The 18,245-nt window shown below is 59.7% G+C and carries 21 protein-coding genes; 12 read left to right on the forward strand and 9 right to left on the reverse strand.

Annotated features, from left to right (window positions below; translation table 11 throughout):
- The first annotated feature begins 111 nt into the window (after positions 1-111).
- The 3 genes from typA to ppa all read left to right on the forward strand — a co-directional run bounded on the left by typA (position 112) and on the right by ppa (position 3,363).
- On the forward strand, positions 112-1,941 hold the full coding sequence (gene typA / locus ASB66_RS18645; protein ID WP_114386874.1) for a translational GTPase TypA: 1,830 nt from the start codon (positions 112-114) through the stop codon (positions 1,939-1,941).
- Positions 1,942-2,188: 247 nt separating this feature from the next.
- Positions 2,189-2,695, forward strand: coding sequence for a GNAT family N-acetyltransferase (locus ASB66_RS18650; protein WP_015917421.1), 507 nt, complete (start codon positions 2,189-2,191; stop codon positions 2,693-2,695).
- Between the two features lie 134 nt (positions 2,696-2,829).
- Entirely contained in the window at positions 2,830-3,363 is a 534-nt protein-coding gene (gene ppa / locus ASB66_RS18655; protein WP_060718690.1) for an inorganic diphosphatase, read from the forward strand.
- A gap of 6 nt (positions 3,364-3,369) precedes the next feature.
- On the opposite strand, the gene ASB66_RS18660 is transcribed toward ppa, so the two are convergent.
- Together ASB66_RS18660 and ASB66_RS18665 are read right to left on the reverse strand one after the other, a co-directional pair.
- On the reverse strand, positions 3,370-3,684 hold the full coding sequence (locus ASB66_RS18660; protein ID WP_060718689.1) for a DUF167 domain-containing protein: 315 nt from the start codon (positions 3,682-3,684) through the stop codon (positions 3,370-3,372).
- Positions 3,681-3,971 carry a YggT family protein gene (locus tag ASB66_RS18665; RefSeq protein ID WP_015917418.1) on the reverse strand — a complete coding sequence of 97 codons (291 nt, stop codon included), beginning with the start codon at positions 3,969-3,971 and terminating at the stop codon, positions 3,681-3,683. Before ASB66_RS18665 ends, ASB66_RS18660 begins: the two co-directional genes overlap by 4 nt.
- Positions 3,972-4,111: 140 nt before the next feature.
- Here ASB66_RS18665 and ASB66_RS18670 point away from each other — a divergent pair, with 140 nt between their 5' ends.
- Positions 4,112-5,350 (forward strand): MFS transporter, encoded by a 1,239-nt coding sequence (locus tag ASB66_RS18670; protein WP_060718688.1) that lies wholly within the window; start codon positions 4,112-4,114, stop codon positions 5,348-5,350.
- Between the two features lie 6 nt (positions 5,351-5,356).
- On the opposite strand, the gene ASB66_RS18675 is transcribed toward ASB66_RS18670, so the two are convergent.
- The 6 genes from ASB66_RS18675 to hemC all read right to left on the reverse strand — a co-directional run bounded on the left by ASB66_RS18675 (position 5,357) and on the right by hemC (position 11,349).
- A complete protein-coding gene (locus tag ASB66_RS18675; protein WP_060718687.1) occupies positions 5,357-6,121 on the reverse strand; it encodes a glutamine amidotransferase in 765 nt (254 codons plus the stop codon).
- On the reverse strand, positions 6,111-6,623 hold the full coding sequence (locus ASB66_RS18680; protein WP_060718686.1) for a tellurite resistance TerB family protein: 513 nt from the start codon (positions 6,621-6,623) through the stop codon (positions 6,111-6,113). The genes ASB66_RS18675 and ASB66_RS18680 overlap by 11 nt, the downstream gene beginning before the upstream one ends.
- 9 nt (positions 6,624-6,632) lie before the next feature.
- Positions 6,633-8,213, reverse strand: a complete 1,581-nt coding sequence (locus ASB66_RS18685) for a heme biosynthesis protein HemY (protein WP_060718685.1) — start codon at positions 8,211-8,213, stop codon at positions 6,633-6,635.
- 5 nt (positions 8,214-8,218) lie between these two features.
- Positions 8,219-9,604, reverse strand: coding sequence for a COG4223 family protein (locus ASB66_RS18690; RefSeq protein WP_060718684.1), 1,386 nt, complete (start codon positions 9,602-9,604; stop codon positions 8,219-8,221).
- A gap of 94 nt (positions 9,605-9,698) precedes the next feature.
- Positions 9,699-10,415 (reverse strand): uroporphyrinogen-III synthase, encoded by a 717-nt coding sequence (locus ASB66_RS18695; RefSeq protein ID WP_060718683.1) that lies wholly within the window; start codon positions 10,413-10,415, stop codon positions 9,699-9,701.
- Between the two features lie 4 nt (positions 10,416-10,419).
- A complete protein-coding gene (gene hemC / locus ASB66_RS18700; RefSeq protein ID WP_060718682.1) occupies positions 10,420-11,349 on the reverse strand; it encodes a hydroxymethylbilane synthase in 930 nt (309 codons plus the stop codon).
- A gap of 85 nt (positions 11,350-11,434) precedes the next feature.
- Here hemC and tsaD point away from each other — a divergent pair, with 85 nt between their 5' ends.
- Genes tsaD through ASB66_RS18725 form a run of 5 tightly spaced genes read left to right on the forward strand, consistent with a single transcriptional unit; the run spans position 11,435 to position 14,923 of the window.
- Complete coding sequence (gene tsaD / locus ASB66_RS18705; protein ID WP_060718888.1) at positions 11,435-12,532, forward strand: tRNA (adenosine(37)-N6)-threonylcarbamoyltransferase complex transferase subunit TsaD; 1,098 nt, start codon at positions 11,435-11,437, stop codon at positions 12,530-12,532.
- Complete coding sequence (locus ASB66_RS18710) at positions 12,529-13,518, forward strand: NAD(P)H-dependent glycerol-3-phosphate dehydrogenase (RefSeq protein WP_060718681.1); 990 nt, start codon at positions 12,529-12,531, stop codon at positions 13,516-13,518. The genes tsaD and ASB66_RS18710 overlap by 4 nt, the downstream gene beginning before the upstream one ends.
- Positions 13,519-13,536: 18 nt before the next feature.
- Complete coding sequence (locus ASB66_RS18715) at positions 13,537-13,830, forward strand: YciI-like protein (RefSeq protein WP_060718680.1); 294 nt, start codon at positions 13,537-13,539, stop codon at positions 13,828-13,830.
- A 5-nt stretch (positions 13,831-13,835) separates the two neighbouring features.
- A complete protein-coding gene (locus ASB66_RS18720; protein WP_114386835.1) occupies positions 13,836-14,267 on the forward strand; it encodes an EVE domain-containing protein in 432 nt (143 codons plus the stop codon).
- Between the two features lie 11 nt (positions 14,268-14,278).
- The gene (locus tag ASB66_RS18725; protein ID WP_060718887.1) at positions 14,279-14,923 is read left to right on the forward strand and encodes a class I SAM-dependent methyltransferase; all 645 of its coding nucleotides are present in this window, start codon (positions 14,279-14,281) and stop codon (positions 14,921-14,923) included.
- A gap of 14 nt (positions 14,924-14,937) precedes the next feature.
- Here ASB66_RS18725 and ASB66_RS18730 read toward each other — a convergent pair whose 3' ends face one another.
- The gene (locus ASB66_RS18730) at positions 14,938-15,276 is read right to left on the reverse strand and encodes a hypothetical protein (protein ID WP_060718678.1); all 339 of its coding nucleotides are present in this window, start codon (positions 15,274-15,276) and stop codon (positions 14,938-14,940) included.
- Positions 15,277-15,590: 314 nt separating this feature from the next.
- Here ASB66_RS18730 and sdhC point away from each other — a divergent pair, with 314 nt between their 5' ends.
- From sdhC to sdhA, 3 genes are read left to right on the forward strand one after another with little or no spacing between them, the layout of a single operon-like run.
- A complete protein-coding gene (gene sdhC, locus ASB66_RS18735) occupies positions 15,591-15,983 on the forward strand; it encodes a succinate dehydrogenase, cytochrome b556 subunit (protein ID WP_015917404.1) in 393 nt (130 codons plus the stop codon).
- Positions 15,984-15,995: 12 nt separating this feature from the next.
- The gene (gene sdhD, locus ASB66_RS18740) at positions 15,996-16,376 is read left to right on the forward strand and encodes a succinate dehydrogenase, hydrophobic membrane anchor protein (RefSeq protein ID WP_060718677.1); all 381 of its coding nucleotides are present in this window, start codon (positions 15,996-15,998) and stop codon (positions 16,374-16,376) included.
- A gap of 6 nt (positions 16,377-16,382) precedes the next feature.
- A complete protein-coding gene (gene sdhA / locus ASB66_RS18745; protein ID WP_015917402.1) occupies positions 16,383-18,239 on the forward strand; it encodes a succinate dehydrogenase flavoprotein subunit in 1,857 nt (618 codons plus the stop codon).
- Positions 18,240-18,245: the final 6 nt, after the last annotated feature.

Here is an 18,245-nt window from a genome sequence, read left to right on the forward strand (position 1 = left end):
TCGCAAATGCAAAAAACAGGGTATGAGCGCCCCAAAGTAACAGGCGCGGTCTTTGGTTTCATCAACGGCACCGGCATGGACTTCGCGCCAGAGCCATCAGAGATCCTAATCATGAAGATTCGCAATATCGCGATCATCGCGCACGTTGACCATGGGAAAACTACCCTTGTTGACGAACTTCTGAAACAGTCCGGTTCGTTCCGCGAAAACCAGCGCGTTGCAGAGCGCGTCATGGACAGCAACGATCTGGAAAAAGAGCGCGGCATCACCATTCTCGCCAAGGCAACCTCGGTTGAATGGAAGGGCGTTCGCGTCAACATCGTCGACACCCCCGGCCACGCCGACTTCGGCGGCGAAGTCGAGCGTATCCTGTCGATGGTGGACGGCGCTATCGTTCTCGTCGACTCGTCGGAAGGCCCGATGCCGCAGACCAAATTCGTGGTCGGCAAGGCCCTCAAGGTTGGTCTTCGCCCAATCGTTGCGATCAACAAGATCGACCGTCCCGATGGCCGCCATGAAGAAGTCATCAACGAAGTCTTCGACCTGTTCGCCAGCCTCGATGCCACCGATGAGCAGCTCGACTTCCCGATCCTCTACGGTTCCGGTCGTGATGGCTGGATGAATATCGCGCCTGAAGGCCCGAAGGATCAGGGCCTGGCCCCGTTGCTGGACCTGGTGTTGCAGCACGTTCCTGAGCCAAGCGTTGGCGACGAAGACGGCGCGTTCCGCATGATCGGCACGCTGCTGGAAGCCAACCCCTTCCTGGGTCGCGTCATCACCGGCCGTATCCATTCCGGCTCGATCAAGCCGAACCAGTCCGTCAAGGTTCTGAGCCAGGACGGCAAGGTCATCGAAACCGGCCGTATTTCCAAGATTCTCGCGTTCCGCGGCATCGAGCGCACCGCGATTGACGAAGCCCATGCTGGCGACATCGTGGCGATTGCCGGTCTGTCCAAGGGCACGGTTGCCGACACATTCTGCGATCCGTCCGTGACCGAAGCGCTGGAAGCCCAGCCGATCGATCCGCCGACCGTCACCATGTCCTTCCTGGTCAATGACAGCCCGCTGGCTGGCACAGAAGGCGACAAGGTCACGAGCCGCGTCATCCGCGACCGCCTGTTCAAGGAAGCCGAAGGCAATGTTGCCCTGAAGATTGAAGAATCGGAAGGCAAGGATTCGTTCTTCGTGTCTGGCCGCGGCGAATTGCAGCTGGCCGTTCTGATCGAAACCATGCGCCGTGAAGGCTTTGAGCTGGCTGTGTCGCGTCCGCGCGTTGTGATGCACAAGGACGAGAACGGCACCCTGATGGAGCCGATCGAAGAAGTTGTGATCGACGTCGATGAAGAGCATTCCGGCGTCGTCGTGCAGAAAATGTCCGAGCGCAAGGCAGAAATGACCGAGCTGCGGCCTTCCGGCGGCAATCGCGTCCGCTTGGTATTCTATGCGCCCACCCGTGGACTGATCGGCTACCAGTCGGAACTGCTGACGGATACCCGTGGTACGGCGATCATGAACCGCCTGTTCCACAACTACCAGCCGTTCAAGGGCGAAATCTCTGGCCGTAACAATGGCGTGCTGTTGTCCAACCAGTCCGGTGAAGCCGTGGCCTATGCCATGTTCAACCTGGAAGATCGCGGCCCGATGATTATCGAGCCAGGCGAAAAGGTCTATGCAGGCATGATCGTCGGCATCCACTCGCGCGACAACGATCTGGAAGTCAACGTTCTCAAGGGCAAGCAGCTGACCAACATCCGCTCTGCTGGCAAGGACGAAGCTGTCAAGCTGACCCCGCCGATCCGCATGACGCTGGACCGCGCGCTTTCCTGGATCCAGGACGACGAGCTGATGGAAGTGACGCCGAAGTCCATCCGTCTGCGCAAGTTCTACCTGGACGCCAACGACCGCAAGCGTTTCGGCAAGGCCCGCGTCGCCCAGGCTTGATTGCCGTTTCTGTTCTTTCATTTCTGAGAGATCATCAACCCCGGCCTGTTGGCCGGGGTTTTTTTGTGCATAGGCCTTTAAGACGATTCTGATCCTCGGAATTTTACCAGGACCACTCTTGCCTGATTGTTTAAGAAAGCGTTAATCTGGGGCGTGGTTATGGGGCAAGCACGAGGAGGGGGCGGACTTGCCAGCGGGAATGATCCCGCATTGATTGTCATCACCCCAGTCGGATGAGAGTGACGTTATGAAGACGTTATCGATTGATGTACGTCCGGCTGCGCCGGATGATGGGAGAGCGCTTTCCGAGGCGCATCGGGAAGCCTGGCAGTCCACCTATAGCGGTCTTATCCCGCACCAGGCCTTGATCAGGATGATGGAGCGCCGTGGCGAGACCTGGTGGCGCAAGGCCACCAATGGTCCGGCGACGGTGCTGGTGGTCGATATTGGCGGGGTGATTGCTGGATATGCGACGCTCGGCCTCAACCGGGCCAGGGGCCTTCCCTATGATGGTGAGATCTACGAGATCTATATGCGCCCCGCATACCAGGGCGTTGGCCTGGGTTTCACGCTGTTTACCGAATGCCGCCGCCTGCTTAAATCGCTTGGTTGCCGAGGATTGGTGGTCTGGTGCCTGGAGGACTGTGCGGGCGCCGTCAATTTCTTCCGCTCGAATGGCGGTACGGACAGCGTGGAGGGCATGGAAGATTTCGATGCCGTCAGCTTGAAAAAGCTGGGGTTTGTCTGGGCCTGATCGGCTCGGGTGCGTAGGCCCGCAGTGTTTACCGTGATTGCGCCCTTTATTGGTGCTGCCTGTCGCAAATGGTTGCTTTGGTTTAAGAAACCCTTTACGACACCGGGGATTTCAACCATCCCATGGGGTTAGACATGCGTATTGATGCGATTGCGATCGGCAAGAATCCGCCGGAAGATATCAACGTCATCGTTGAGGTGCCGGTCGGTGGCCAGCCGATCAAGTATGAGATGGACAAGGAAGCCGGTACGCTGATCGTCGACCGCTTTCTCTATACGCCGATGCATTATCCCGGCAATTACGGCTTTGTGCCGCATACGCTGTGTCTGGACGGCGACCCGCTGGACGTGCTGATCTGCAATACCCGCCCACTGGTGCCAGGCTGTGTCATCAATGTCCGCCCGATCGGCGTGATGATGATGGAAGACGATGGCGGCATGGACGAGAAGATCCTGGCCGTGCCGGTTCCCAAGCTGACCCGTCGCTATGACAAGGTGCAGAATTATACCGACCTGCCGGAAATCACGCTGGCCCAGATCAAGCATTTCTTCGAGCACTACAAGGATCTGGAGCCCGGCAAATGGGTGAAGATCGGCGATTGGGGCGATGTCAATGTTGCCAAGAAGATGATTGTCGAATCGATCGAGCGCGCCAAGAAAGAAGCGTGATTTGCCTCACGAGGTAATGATCGCTTCCAGCCTACCAATCAAATCCTCCGGGTCGCCATCGATCCGGAGGATTTTTTGTCTGGCGGTATCTCCTGATATCAAGCTGACGGCGGATTTGGCGATGCCGAGGCGTTTGGCCAGAAGGGCGATCAATGCCTTGTTGGCCCGGCCCTTTTCAGGCACGTCGCTGACCCGCACTTTTAAGTGAGCTTCGCCATTCGCATTGACGTCGACACCATCAATCCCGTCGCGCCCGCCATTCGGCGTTAGCCGGACGGCAAGGCGGATGTGATCATCGAAACGCCGATAGCAATGGCTCACAGCAGCATGGGGGCAATCGTGTTCCACATCAGTGAGCGGATGAAGAAGATGATCAGCAGCAGGATGATCGGCGAAATGTCGATGCCGCCGAGATTGGGCATGATGCGGCGGATTGGGCGTAGCGCCGGTTCGGTGACGTTGAACAGAAACAGGCCGATCTGATTGACGAATCGGTTGCTGGAATTGATCACATTGAAAGCGTAGAGCCAGGAAAAAATCGCGCTGGCGATCAGGATCCAGGTATAAAGATTGAGGGCGAGATCAATCGTCTGCAACAGGGCAAGCATGTCTGTCTCCATTTGTCAGTTGACAGACATGTAGACATTGAGGCCGAAACGGGCAAGTGTCGCCTTGCCAGCTATCGCCATTCATGTTTAACGCAAGTTGCGCAGAGAATGCCGGACCCCTCCGGCCAGGAAAATAGCTGATGTCCATTTCCCAGTCCGAAGACCGTTTCGCCGCCTTTCGCCATTCCGCCTATACGAAATTTTTCTTCGCTCGCTTCCTGGCCGCTTTCGCCATGCAGATCGTCAGCGTCGCCGTGGGCTGGCAGATGTATGAGGTCACCGGTAATGCGCTCTATCTCGGCCTGATCGGGCTAGTGCAGTTTCTGCCGGCGCTGTTGCTTATCCTGGTCACCGGCACAGCCGCGGATCGGATGAACCGGCGCATGATCGTTGCGGTTTGCCTGGGTGTTAGCGCTGTCTGCGTGGCGCTCCTGCTGTTCCTCACCGTGGAGAATGCCTTTTCGCCGATGCCGGTGCTGGCGATTATGACAATTTTTGGTATTGAACGCGCCTTCATGGGGCCTGCCGTTCAGTCGCTGGCTCCCAATCTGGTGCCGGAAAAGGATCTGGCCAATTCCTTTGCCTGGAATGCGTCGTCCTGGCAGACCGCATCGATCCTCGGCCCGGTTGCCGGGGGCCTGCTCTATGGTGTGGGACCGCTCTCGGCCTATATCGTTGCGCTGGGCTTCATGGCGGCAGGCACGCTTCTTGTTCTGCTGGTGCCAAAACCGGCGCAGCGAACCGCCAACGAACCGAAAACCTGGACCTATCTTCTGGCTGGCTTCAAGTTCATCCGTCATGAGAAGGTGGTGCTGGGGGCTATTTCACTCGACCTGTTCGCCGTGCTGTTAGGCGGGGCAGTGGCCCTCATGCCGATCTACGCCTCTGACATCCTGACCATGGGGCCGATGGGGCTGGGCATATTGCGTTCGGCACCGGGCGTAGGCGCTATTGCCATGGCGACCTTTCTTGCCACCTTTCCGATCAAGCACCGCGCCGGAACGATCATGTTCGTCGGCGTTGCCATCTTTGGGCTCGCGACCGTGGCTTTCGGGCTGTCGACGGTCTGGTGGGTGTCGGCGCTGGCGCTGGCGGTGATGGGCGCAGGCGACATGATTTCGGTCTATGTGCGTGAAACGCTGCTGGCGCTCTGGACACCGGATCAGGTGCGTGGCCGGGTCAATGCCGTCAATTCGGTATTCATCGGCGCATCCAACGAACTGGGCGAGTTCCGGGCCGGTACCATGGCCCATCTGATTGGACCGGTCGGAGCGGTTGTCGTCGGTGGCGTCGGGACGCTGGCGGTCTCTATCATCTGGGCGCTGACCTTTCCGAAGCTGCGCACCATCGACACGCTGGAAGCCCCTGACAAGACCTGATTGCGATCAGGCTGGTTCTTTATCAGTCTTTTGACGCTGATTGGCGGACTGAGTTTCCTCAGCAAAGACCAGATCAAGAAAATCCGAGAGCCAGGCCTTGAGCGGGGCATCGAACAGCATGCGTCCTTCCAGGTGGTCGCGGCCAGCCTGGGCATTCGGCATGGAAAAGCGTGAGGCGCCATGCACCACCCAGCGCTGCATCATCGCGCGCGTCAGTTCTGCATGAAATTGGATACCGAAGGCTTTTTCGCCGTAACGGATCGCCTGATTGGGGTAGATATCGCCGGTGGCCAGCAGTGTTGCACCATGCGGCAGATCGAAGCCTTCGCGGTGAAAATGATAGACCATTTTCGGCCATTTCATCAGCAACCGGCCGTGATTGGTCGGCTGGATCGGATACCAGCCGATCTCGACCAATTCCCGGTCATGACCCCTGACCTTGGCGCCCAGATGCCGGGCCAGCATTTGCGCACCGAGACAAATGCCGAGATAGGGCCGGTTCTCCTTCAGAGGCACGGACAGCCAGTCGATCTCGTCATGCACGAAACGCTCAGGGTCGTTGGCACTCATCGGTCCGCCGAACACCACTGCGCCGCTATGACCGCTTAGCGTGTCGGGCAGCGGATCACCGAGCACCGGGCGGCGAATATCGAGAGGGAAGCCTTTTTCTACCAGCAATTGGCCGACACGACCGGCGCTGGATCGTTCCTGATGCAGGACGACCAGGACCGGACGGTGTGCGGGCCGTATTTTTGCCGGATCATGAAGCATCCGCATCTCCGGCGACCGCTTCATCTCCGGCCTGGCCATCCGCCTGTTGTCCGGCACGCTCTGCCGCCTTTTGCCGGGCCAGAATCCGATCCCGGTCCGAGACGCCAAGCAGGTCGGCGACCCGCCAAAGGATATGATCTTCCATCTCGTTGCGCATGCCATCGGCATAGACGATGTCCCAGAGCACGCTGACCAGTTCCAGTCTCTGGTTTTCATCAAGACGGCGCTTCAATTCCGAGGTGAAGCGGTAATAGTCCACCGCTTCGCTTTCCGCCTGCTGGCCGGCCTCAAGCAAGGCTTCGATCTTGCTGCGGTCCAGATCGTAATGGTCCTTGATGCTCTTTTTCAGGCTCTTCCGTTCGGCGGCACTGATGGTTCCGTCGGCTTCCATCACCTGGAAACACAGGGCGACGATCAGCACTCTCGTATCGTTGCCGTCGAATTCATTGTCCTGTTCGCCAGCGATAAAGCTTTGGAAAAAGGTATTGAGGCGCTCCAGCATGAATGGTCCTTAAAACAGGTTGAGCCGGGTTTTCTCGTCCGAACTGCGGCTGGCATCGCGCACGCCCGGATCGTCCGGTGCGCCGCCGAAGAACGGCTCCGGTTCTTGGCCTTTCGGCATAGGCTTTGTTGATGCTGACGGTTGGCTGGACAATGGAGCAGCGGCCTCGCTGTTTTCCGGGAGCGGGTCGATCTTGCGTGCCGGAAGAGAGGATGTGGGTTTGTCGCCCTGTCCAAGCGGCGGCAATTCGGCCAAGGCGGCAGCACCGCTGATCACTGTGCCGTCTTCGACCGGTCCGGAGAGCTGGGCATAGGGGATTTTCCATTCGAAGGCGTCGAGCCTGCCGCTGACAGGCGAATAGGGCAGCCATTTTTCCGAGACCTGGCCATCGGCCACCCAGGAAGGATCGCGCGGTGCTTTGAGAGCCTGCGCCATCCAGTAGCGGATGCGGGCCTGGTCGCCGGTTTCGGCATCCTCGATATCGGCCAGCAGCAGAAACACCCGTTCGCTGGCCTGCATCCGGGCCGCAGCTTCGGCCTTGGCGCGTGCCTTGCTGAAGTCCCGCGCCTCAAGCGCCATTTCCGCAACCACCAGCAGGGAGTAGACATTGTTGGGCTTGACCTGTTCCAGCCGTTCGGCCCGCTTCAAGCGGTCAACCGCGCCGTCACCACCCCGTGCCCGCACATAGAGGCTGGCGATGTCTGGGTGAGGAGAAAGCTTCCAGGCTGTTTCCAGCACGGAGCCAGCCTTGCGCAGATTGTCCTCCCGCAGCAGAGCGCGGGCGGCGGTTACGGACGCAGGCACAAGATCCTTGGCGAGTTTCAGCGCATTCATGGCATTGTCGCGGGCCGCTGCCGGATCGCCGTCCAGCTGATCGATGGCTTTTGCGGTCAGCAGCACGGCTTTCAGCCGGTCGGCTTCCGCCCGGGCCAGAACGCCTGCGACGCGCTGTTGGTCGAGAAGATGAATGGCCTCGTTCCAGGCACTGGTTTGGCAGCGATATTCCAAAGCGGCCTTGGCGGCCCAGGGCAGATAAGGCGCATCCTCGGCGGCCTTTTCGGCATATTGCCGCGCAGCCTCGTGGGCACCCAGCCGCGTTGCCTCCACATAGAGACCGCGCAGACCAAGCTCGCGGGTTTCGGGATCGGCGACCATCTGCTCATAGATCCGCCGTGCATCGTCATGCTTGCCCTCGATCAGGGCGGCTTGCGCCTCCAGTACCATGATCAATGGTTCCTGATCGGCACGGACAAGGCCACGGGCGCGCGCGCTCATCCGCCGGGCCAGCGCGGCATTGCCAGCGCCTGCGGCAATCAGGCCGGTCGAGATCGCCTGATAGCCTCGGTCGCGCTTGCGGGCGCGGAAATAGCGACGCATCGAATGCGGCGAGGTCCAGAGCGTGCGGACCAGCCACCAGCCGATCATCACCACCGCAACGATGGCGACGATCATGGTGGCCGCCGCCGTCAGGCTCATTTCAATCAGCTGGCCCTGCCAGACAATCTGCAACTCACCCGGGCGATCGGCAAGCCAGGAAAAACCGAAACCCAGCGCCAGGACGATCAGGATATAGACGATGATACGGATCATGATGCTTATCCTTGCCGTCCGGCGACGGCACGGGCCAGCGCGTCGGAAACCTGGTTTTCAACGGTAATACGGGCGTCGAGCGCCTTCTTGAACTCAGCAGAGACGGTGCGCCCGGCCTCAGGCAGGCTGTCCCATTCGGCTGCCGCACCCTTCAGATCGCCATTGCGGATCTTGTCCTCGATGCGTGCAACGATGGCCGAGGCGTTATCACCTTCGACATTGCCGACTGGCCGGACCTTGACCACCGACATGGCGCTGGCCCAAAGACGCTCGCCGATATTGGCGCTTTCCGTAGGCGCGTTGATGGTCGAGAGGATCTTGTCGGCAACCGGTCCGAATTGCCGTTGCAGCTCGATACGGGAAGTGACGCCCGTGGTCGCATAAGGCTCCAGAGCGGCAATGGCGGTGTCTTCCTGTGCAATACTGCCCAGCGTGCGCAACTCGGCCAGGAACGGCCCGCCCCGGTCCGCGGCGGTCTTCAAAGCCGAGGCGGCGATGGCGCGGGCGACTTCGATGTCGTCACGCGGCTTGTTGATCTTGGTTTCAATGGCGCTCACCTTGTCGGAAACTTCCGTCTGGTTTTCGGTGAGCTTTTCCACCCGACCGGCAAGATCCGATTTCAGCTGGTCGATTGCCTGGTTGGCGCTGGCAAGCTTTGCCTGCAAGTCGCTGACGGCAGCGGGATCGACCGAGGTTTGCTGCTGGCCCGCTTCCAGTTTAGCCAAACGGCTGTCGAGGCCGGAAAGATCGGTCGGGGCAGCACCATTCGCGCTGCCTGCCTTAAGGCTCTCGACCTCAGCGCTCAGGGTTGCGACCTGTTTACTGACCGCACTGTCGTCCTTTGCAGAACCGGTCGAGGGGATCACGCCAGCATATTGCAGGGCGCCCGCGCCGACCAGCGCGATCAGCCCGCCAACAATACCTGCGGCCACGAAACCTGCCATGGTGGGAGAGGAGGCGCGTGGGGGTGGCCCGGATGCCTCGCCCTCAGCGGATGCTTCCATCAGCGGTGGTTCCGGCTCGTCCGGCGGGGGTGGCGAAAAGGCCGAGGTCTCACCGCCAAAATGAGCGTCTTCCGGTTTGCCCGGCCAGACCTTTGCTCCGTCGGCGTTGATATCCTCCCGCCTCTGGTCCTCGGCCTGCGAGATCGGCGCGCTTTCCTGCTCTGCCATGGGATCGACAGGCTTGTCCTTGGGTTGGTCTACCTTGTCCAGCGATTGCTCGTGATCGGACGATTGGGTGTGATCCGGGCTGACGGCCTGTTCCTCCGGTTTGTCACCCGGCACCAGCGGGTTGCCGATTTCAGGCGCTTGAACAGGCGTTGCCGTCAGGTCGATGGTCACCGGCTCTTCGGTCGTTTTTGAGCGGCGTGGGGGTTTTCCGGAAACCATGGCAACCTCGTTTTCAATGGGTGTGGAATGAAATTAGTCAGGGATCGTCTGGAAGGAAAGGGGCTTGCCCGCATTTGCCGCATGCCTTGTGGTTTTACAGGAGAGAAAGCAGATCGTCCTCACGAGGCTGAAGGGCAATGGATACCCTGTTCCTGAACGGTTTTGCCACGTTTTCGGCAATGTCGGCGCTCAGGCAGAAAATGTGTGCGGATGCGAAAAGACTGGCGGCTTTACCCGAAAGAGGCAGGGCAAAAAACCGTCTGGCGGTCTCGGCGGAATACAGCAGCACAGCGTCCACCGCCTTTTGCTCGAGCCGGGCACGGATGTCGTCCTCATGATAAGTCAGCCCCTGCATAGTATAGGCGTCCACAACACGAAAGGGAATGGAGGTCTGGCGCAACCCTTGTTCCAGGCTCTGCTTGCGGGGCTGCCCCGCCAGATAAAGCAGGGGATTTTCCCAGTCCATCGAGGCGGCGGCAATCTGTTCAGCCAGAGCCGCACCATCGCCTCGGGCGCTCAGAATCTTGCGAAAACCAAGCCCTCGTGCGGTGCTGGCGCTCGCCTCACCCACGGCAAACAGCGGGGTTTCGAAATGGCCCCGAAGCGCCTCGCGATGAGATGCAAGGCTTCTGATCGCCTCGCTGCTGGTGACTGCCAGGGCTGCATGCGGTTGGGAAAGGGCAGACAGTGTATCATCGACGTGGTGTATGGCTCTGGCCAGCGGCAGGAGTACTGTGTCGTGACCCAGGGCACGGAGACGGTCTGCCGTCTTGCGGCTTGCGGTCTCGGTCCGGGTCAGCAGAACGCGCATGTCGTCAGGTCCATGCCTCAAAGAAGCCAGGTCCGGCTTTGTTCTTGACCTTTTCGCCCGCCGACCAGCCGAGCGCAAGCCCATCGGCGCAGCGGCCCTCGGCCTCGACCGAATGGGAGACCTGACCATCCGGCGTCAGAATCGTGCCGGTCAGGCGGATCATCTCGCCATCCGATATCGCATAGCCGGCAATCGGTGTGCGACAGGAGCCGTCCAGCGCGGCCAGAAAGGCACGCTCACAGGAAACCGCGTCAAAAGTCGGGCGATGGTTGATGGCGGCCAACAGATCCTGAACCCGGCGGTCATCGACCCGTGCCTCGATGCAGATTGCGCCCTGTGCTGGTGCGGGCGGAAAGCTTTCGAGGTCGAGATATTGGGTAATCACCGTTTCCTTGTCGAGCCGCTTCAATCCGGCCACGGCCAGCAACGTGGCATCGACCTCGCCTGCGGCCAGCTTGCGAAGCCGGGTTTCCACCGCGCCGCGATAGGTAATGACCTTGAGGTCGGGCCGAAGCTTGCGAATCAGCGCCTGACGCCTCAGCGAGGCCGAGCCGATGACCGCGCCGTCGGCAAGCTCCAGCAGCTTGGGTGCCGTGCGGCCAATAAAGGCATCACGCATATCTTCGCGTGGCAGATAGGCGGAAATCTCCAACCCATCGGGGAGGGCCGTTGGCATGTCCTTGGAGGAATGCACGGCAAAATCCAGCCCGCCAGACAGCAATTGCTGCTCCAGTTCCAGGGTGAACAGGCCCTTGCCGCCGATTTCCGCCAGCGACCGGTCGGTGATGCGGTCGCCGGTGGTCGACAGGACAACGATCTCGAACATATCAGGCGAAAGGCCGTGGGCCTCGGCCAGACGCTCGCGGGTTTCGTGGGCCTGGGCCAGTGCTAAAGGGCTGCCGCGTGTGCCGATGCGGAAAGGTTTCGTTTGCATCCGAAGTCATCCATTGTTACCGGAGGTTCTCGTAACCATGTTTGCTCTTCCTCGCAATCAATCAAATCGACGCAATTCAACCTCCATGACAGGTCCTTTGAAGATTCTCGGCATCGAAACCAGCTGCGATGAAACCGCAGCCGCTATCGTTCTGCGCCATGACGACGGACGCGGCGAAATCGTATCCGATGTGGTGTTGAGCCAGCTGGACGAACACAGCGTCTATGGCGGCGTCGTGCCGGAAATCGCTGCCCGCGCCCATGTCGAGGCGCTGGATACGCTGGTGGAAGAGGCGCTGGCCAAGGCCGATATGCGGTTGTGCGACATCGATGCCGTGGCTGCCACCGCCGGTCCTGGCCTGATCGGCGGGCTGATCGTCGGGCTGATGACCGGCAAGGCGATTGCCCGGGCGGCTGGAAAGCCGCTTTACGCTATCAACCATCTGGAAGGCCATGCGCTGACGGCGCGGCTGACGGACAATGTGGCCTTTCCCTATCTGATGCTGCTGGTCTCCGGTGGTCATACCCAATTGGTTCTGGTGCGTGGCGTCGGCGATTATCAGCGCTGGGGCACGACCATCGACGATGCGCTTGGCGAGGCATTTGATAAAACCGCCAAACTACTCGGCCTGCCCTATCCGGGTGGCCCTGCGGTGGAGCGCGCCGCCGTTCATGGCAACGAAAAACGCTTCAATTTTCCGCGACCGCTGGTGGGTGAGGCACGGCTGGATTTTTCCTTTTCAGGACTGAAGACAGCGGTGCGGCAGGCGGCGCAGGCGGCAGCGCCGGTCAGCCAATCCGATATCGCCGATATCTGCGCCTCTTTCCAGCGCGCCATCGCCCGTACCATGGACGACCGGATCGGTCGGGGGCTGGAGCGATTCAATACGGAATATCCGGGTCTTGAGGCCAAGCCAGCCCTGGTGGTGGCTGGGGGTGTGGCCGCCAATCAGGCGTTGCGCACTGCCTTGCAGACTTTATGTGAACGACACGGGTTTCGCTTCATCGCCCCTCCGCATCATCTTTGCACCGACAATGCGGCAATGATCGCCTGGGCTGGACTGGAGCGGCTGGCCCATGGCTTCCCGGCAGATGACCTGTCGGTCTCGCCGCGCGCCCGCTGGCCTCTTGATGGCAATGCGGCGACCTTGCTTGGATCTGGCAAGCGGGGTGCGAAAGCATGAGTGGACATCATCACATTGCGGTGATCGGTGCCGGTGCCTTCGGCACGGCGCTGGCGGCTGTCATGGCGCTGGAAGGGCGGTCCAAGGTCACTTTGCTGGGCCGCGATCCTTCTTTGATGGCCGATCTCAGTGCCGATGGCATGCATGACGCAGCTCTGCCTGGGGTTGCCTTGCCTTTCGGGCTGGAATTCGCCTTCGAGCCGTATGTGCTGGCCGGTGCCGATATTGTGTTGTTTGCCATGCCCTCGCAGGCGCAGGCCGATGCCGCATCGACCTATGGTCCCTATCTTTCCGCCGAGGCCATGGTGGTGACCTGTGCCAAGGGCATCGATCGGGCAAGCTCCCGGCTGCTGACCGAGTTGCTGGAAGAAAAATTGCCGCATCATCCCGTCGCGGTTCTGTCGGGACCAGGTTTTGCCATGGATATCGCCCGTGGCCTGCCGACCGCAATGGCGCTGGCTTCTGCCAATCTTGACATGGCCGAGGATCTGGCGCGGACGCTGTCCACCCGGACATTCCGGCTTTATGCTGCCGACGACCGGATTGGTGTGCAACTGGGCGGAGCGTTGAAGAATGTGCTGGCGATTGCCTGCGGCATCGTCGAGGGCCGGGGATTGGGCGAATCAGCCCGGGCGGCGTTGATTTCGCGCGGCCTTGCGGAAATGTCGCGGCTGGTCGTCGCCATGGGCGGCAAGGCGGATACGGTGCGCGGCCTGTCGGGCCTTGGCGATCTGGTATTGACGGCCACCAGCCATCAATCCCGCAACTTGCGCTATGGTATTGCGCTTGCCAAGGGTGAGCAAAGCCAGCTTGGCAGCGGTGGCCTGGTCGAGGGTGCCTTTGCGGCTGCCGTTGCCGCCCGCCTTGCCGAACACCACGGTATTGCCATGCCGATTACCCAGGCAGTTGCCGCCATCATCGATGGTGTGCTGGATATCGACCGGGCGGTGGATGCGCTGATGACCCGCCCGATTACCACGGAATAATTTTTGAGGAGACGAGCCATGCTGTTTGCTGTGATCTGCGCCGATAAGCCCAACCATCTTGACCTTCGAATGGCGACCCGCCCGCCGCATGTGGAGTGGCTGAACGGCTTGAATGCTGAGGGGGTGCTGAAAATCGGTGGGCCTTTCCTGGATGGCGATGGCAAGCCCTGCGGTTCGATGCTGCTGATCAAGGCGGACGATCTTGCTTCTGCCAAGGAAATCGCGGCGCAAGACCCTTATGCCAAGGCGGGCCTGTTCGAAAGCGTCGAGATCAAACCCTATAACTGGGTCTTCAACAATCCTGAGGCGTAAGACGCATGGCTTTCTGGCTTTACAAATCCGAGCCCTTCAAATGGTCCTGGGCCATGCAGAAGGATGCGGGCGAGGCGGGCACCGAATGGACCGGGGTGCGCAACTATCTGGCCCGCAACAATATGCGGGCGATGAAGATTGGCGATAAGGGTCTGTTCTACCACTCCAACGAGGGGTTGGAAGTGGTCGGCATTACCGAAGTTTGCGCGCTTTCCCATCCCGATTCCACCGCTGAAGGCGATGCTCGTTGGGACTGCGTCGACATCCGCGCCGTGCAGGACATGCCAAAACCGGTAACGTTGAAGGACGTCAAGGCCAATCCGAACCTCGCGCAGATGGCGCTGGTGACCTCGATGCGGCTTTCGGTACAGCCGGTGACCGAGGAGGAATATTTCGAGATCTGCCGCATGGGCGGGCTTGAAAACCCGCCGGTGTGAGCGTTTCCGCTGTGAAGATCGATCCCCGGCGATTCATTCTCGACAATACCGATCTGATCGCGCCGCCGCATGTGCCGGAAATCCGGCTGCATCTGGCCAGCGAAGTTCATGATCTCTGGCTGAAAACCGAGGAAGATCTGGCGGAAATCGGCTTGCCGCCGCCCTTCTGGGCCTTTGCCTGGGCCGGTGGCCAAGGCTTGGCGCGCTATATCCTCGACAATCCGCAGCTTGTGGCGGGCAAGCGAGTGGTGGATTTCGCCAGTGGTTCCGGTCTGGTTGCCATTGCCGCCGCCAAGGCTGGCGCGGTTTCGGTGCTGTGCGTGGATATCGATCCGTTCGTACAGGCGGCAATTGCCCTCAATGCGGCTGAAAACGGGGTGGAACTTGGTTTTAGCGGCAAGAATCTGATTGGCCAGACACTGGATGCCGACCTGCTGCTGGCTGGCGATGTTTTTTACGACAAGAGCTTTGCCGACCGATTGGTACCCTGGTTTTCAACGCTGTGCGGGCAGGGAATCGATATCCTGGTCGGCGATCCCGGTCGAAGCTATTGCCCGACTGATCGGATGCAGGCCTTGGCGACCTATCAGGTTCCGGTCACGCGGATGCTGGAAGACAGCGAGGTGAAAAAAACCACCGTCTGGAAATTTTGCTGATGGGGGAGCATCGGTCAGGGGCGTATGATGCAAACACCTGCTTCATAGGTGCAGGGTGAGGTTTCCAGCTGCGCTTTGACGTCGATGATCTTGGCCTTGGGTGCCAGAGGGGTGGTGTTTTGGCCGCTCCTGTCGGTGCGCCAGGCAGAAACACCAAAAGTATAGGTGCCGCCGGGGGTGCCGATCCCGATGATCGATCCTGCCGCTGAACCGGCATGCGACCTTGTCGGCTGGCCATGATAAGCGGAACCATCATGTGTGCCGCCCGCATAGGCGGCCTGGGCCAGTAAACATCCGCAGGCCAGGGCCAGGGCGGATGCTTTGATACGGGTGATTTTACCAGTGGCTGGCAAGTTTTTTCTCCGATCCCCATCAAAACGTGGTTAACAAGAGATTAATTCGAGCCATGGGAAAATCAAGTCATTCCAGCTATCTGGTCGATTTTCTTAAGAACTGCTGTTTATTGTCGCGCCATGCGTGTTTGGTTGGAGAGGTGCCTGATCAGGGACTTGCCAATCGATTAAATTGAAAGCCAGTTTCAAATCCGCCTTGTCCTGCATCAATCGGAGGATTAAAGGTCCAATTTGACGCACTGCACTCCATGACGGAGCGCCCTATATCCCTTCCATTCCAAAGGTGGAATGCACTTGAACGCCGTGAGGACGAGATGGCGAACGTGACAAAACAACGGCCTTTGTCGCCGCATCTGCAAATCTACAAGCTTGTTCCGACAATGTTGATGTCCATCGTGCATCGCATTACCGGTGGAGCCTTGTATTTTGGGACCGCGCTGGTTGCCTGGTGGCTGATCGCCGCCTCAACGGGAGCGGATTATTACGACTGGGTCTCCTGGTTCATGGGGACGTTCATCGGCAAGATCATTCTGTTCGGCTTCAGCTGGGCGCTGATCCACCACATGCTGGGTGGCATGCGCCATTTCGCATGGGACCTGGGCTATGGTCTGGAGAAGCACTTCAACACCAAGCTCGCCAAGGCGACAGCCGTTGCATCCGTCGTCCTGACCGTTCTGGTCTGGGTCGTCGCGTTCATCATCCGCTGAGGGATTTTAATCATGGATATGCGTACACCGCTCGGTAAAGTTCGCGGTCTCGGCTCCGCAAAGGACGGCACGGAACATTTCTGGCGCCAGCGCCTGACGGCCATCGCCAACGTGCCGCTCATGCTGTTCTTCATCATTTTCATGCTGACTCATGCCGGCGCACCCTATGCCGATGTCGTGTCTGCTTTGTCGAACCCTCTCGTGGCTGTTATCATGGGACTGGTCGTGCTTTCCGGCCTGATTCACATGAAGATTGGCATGCAGGAAATCATCGCCGACTATATTCATAACGAAATTATGAAAATGGGGCTGATGATGCTCAACACATTTTTCGTGGTCATCACGGGTGCGCTCTGTCTTTTCGCCATCCTCAAGATCGCGTTTGTAGGATAATTCATCATGGCAGCGACAAGTTCTTCTTCCAAGGCCGGCCCAACCATCAATGGCCGCAGCTATACCTATGTCGATCACGCCTATGACGTGGTCGTTGTCGGCGCAGGTGGCGCTGGCCTGCGCGCCACGCTCGGCATGGCCGAGCAGGGTTTCAAGACCGCCTGTATCACCAAGGTTTTCCCGACCCGCTCCCACACGGTTGCAGCCCAAGGTGGCATTGCCGCTTCGCTCAACAACATGACGCCGGATTGCTGGCAGTGGCATCTTTACGATACCGTCAAGGGCTCCGACTGGCTGGGCGATGTGGACGCCATGCAATATCTGGCCATGGAAGCGCCAAAGGCGGTCTATGAGCTGGAACATTATGGCGTGCCGTTCTCGCGGAATGAAGAAGGCAAAATCTATCAGCGCCCCTTCGGCGGCCATATGCAGAATTACGGCGAAGGCCCGCCGGTACAGCGCACCTGTGCTGCCGCCGACCGGACCGGCCACGCCATTCTGCATACGCTTTACGGTCAGTCCCTGAAGCATAATGCCGAATTCTTCATCGAATATTTCGCTCTCGACCTGATTATGGCCGAGGATGGCCGTTGCACCGGTGTCGTGGCCTGGAACCTCGATGACGGCACGATCCATCGCTTCTCCGCCAAGATGGTGGTGCTGGCGACCGGCGGTTATGGTCGCGCCTATTTCTCGGCAACGTCGGCCCATACCTGCACTGGCGATGGCGGCGGCATGATTGCTCGCGCCGGTCTGCCGCTTCAGGACATGGAATTCGTTCAGTTCCATCCGACCGGTATTTACGGTGCCGGCTGTCTGATCACCGAGGGCGCACGCGGCGAAGGCGGCTACCTGGTCAATTCCGAGGGTGAGCGTTTCATGGAACGCTATGCCCCATCGGCCAAGGATCTTGCCTCGCGTGACGTGGTTTCGCGCTGCATGACCCTGGAAATCCGCGAGGGCCGGGGCGTTGGCAAGAACAAGGATCATATCTACCTGCATCTCGACCATCTCGATCCAGCCGTGTTGCATGAGCGCCTGCCGGGCATTTCCGAGAGCGCCAAGATTTTTGCCGGTGTCGATGTCACCCGCGAACCGATCCCGGTTCTGCCAACCGTTCACTACAATATGGGCGGCATTCCGACCAATTATTGGGGTGAAGTGCTGAACGCCGATGCTGAAAACCCCGAGCGGATCGCACCCGGCTTGATGGCTGTCGGTGAAGCCGGTTGCGCCTCGGTGCATGGCGCCAACCGTCTTGGTTCCAATTCGCTGATCGACCTCGTGGTGTTCGGACGTGCTGCGGCCATCCGTGCCGCTGAAGTGATCGATCGGGTGTCTCCGATCCCGGCGCTGAACGTCGCGGCCTGCGACAAGATCATGGAGCGGTTTGACGCCATCCGTCATTCCAGCGGCTCGACGCCGACTGCCGTGCTGCGTGACAAGATGCAGCGCGCCATGCAGGAAGATGCTGCGGTGTTCCGCACCCAGGAAGCGCTGGAAAGTGGTTGCCGCCGGATCTCGGAAATCTGGAAGGAAATGCCCGACATCAAGGTCACGGACCGGTCGCTGGTATGGAATTCCGATCTGGTGGAAACCCTGGAGCTGCACAATCTGATGGCCAATGCCATCACCACGGTCTATGGCGCGGAAGCCCGCAAGGAAAGCCGTGGTTCGCATGCCCGCGAGGATTTTGTCGACGGTCCTTATGGTGGTCGCGACGACGTCAACTGGCGCAAGCACACCCTGGCCTGGGTCAATGAAGCGGGCGATGTGAAGCTGGATTACCGTCCTGTACACACCGAGCTTCTGGCGGATGGGATCGATCCTAAGAAGATCGAGCCCAAGGCCCGCGTTTATTGATGTGAG

Origin of the sequence: Gillisella vitis (assembly GCF_001541345.2) — a bacterium.
GTDB classification, from domain to species: Bacteria; Pseudomonadota; Alphaproteobacteria; order Rhizobiales; family Rhizobiaceae; genus Allorhizobium; species Allorhizobium vitis.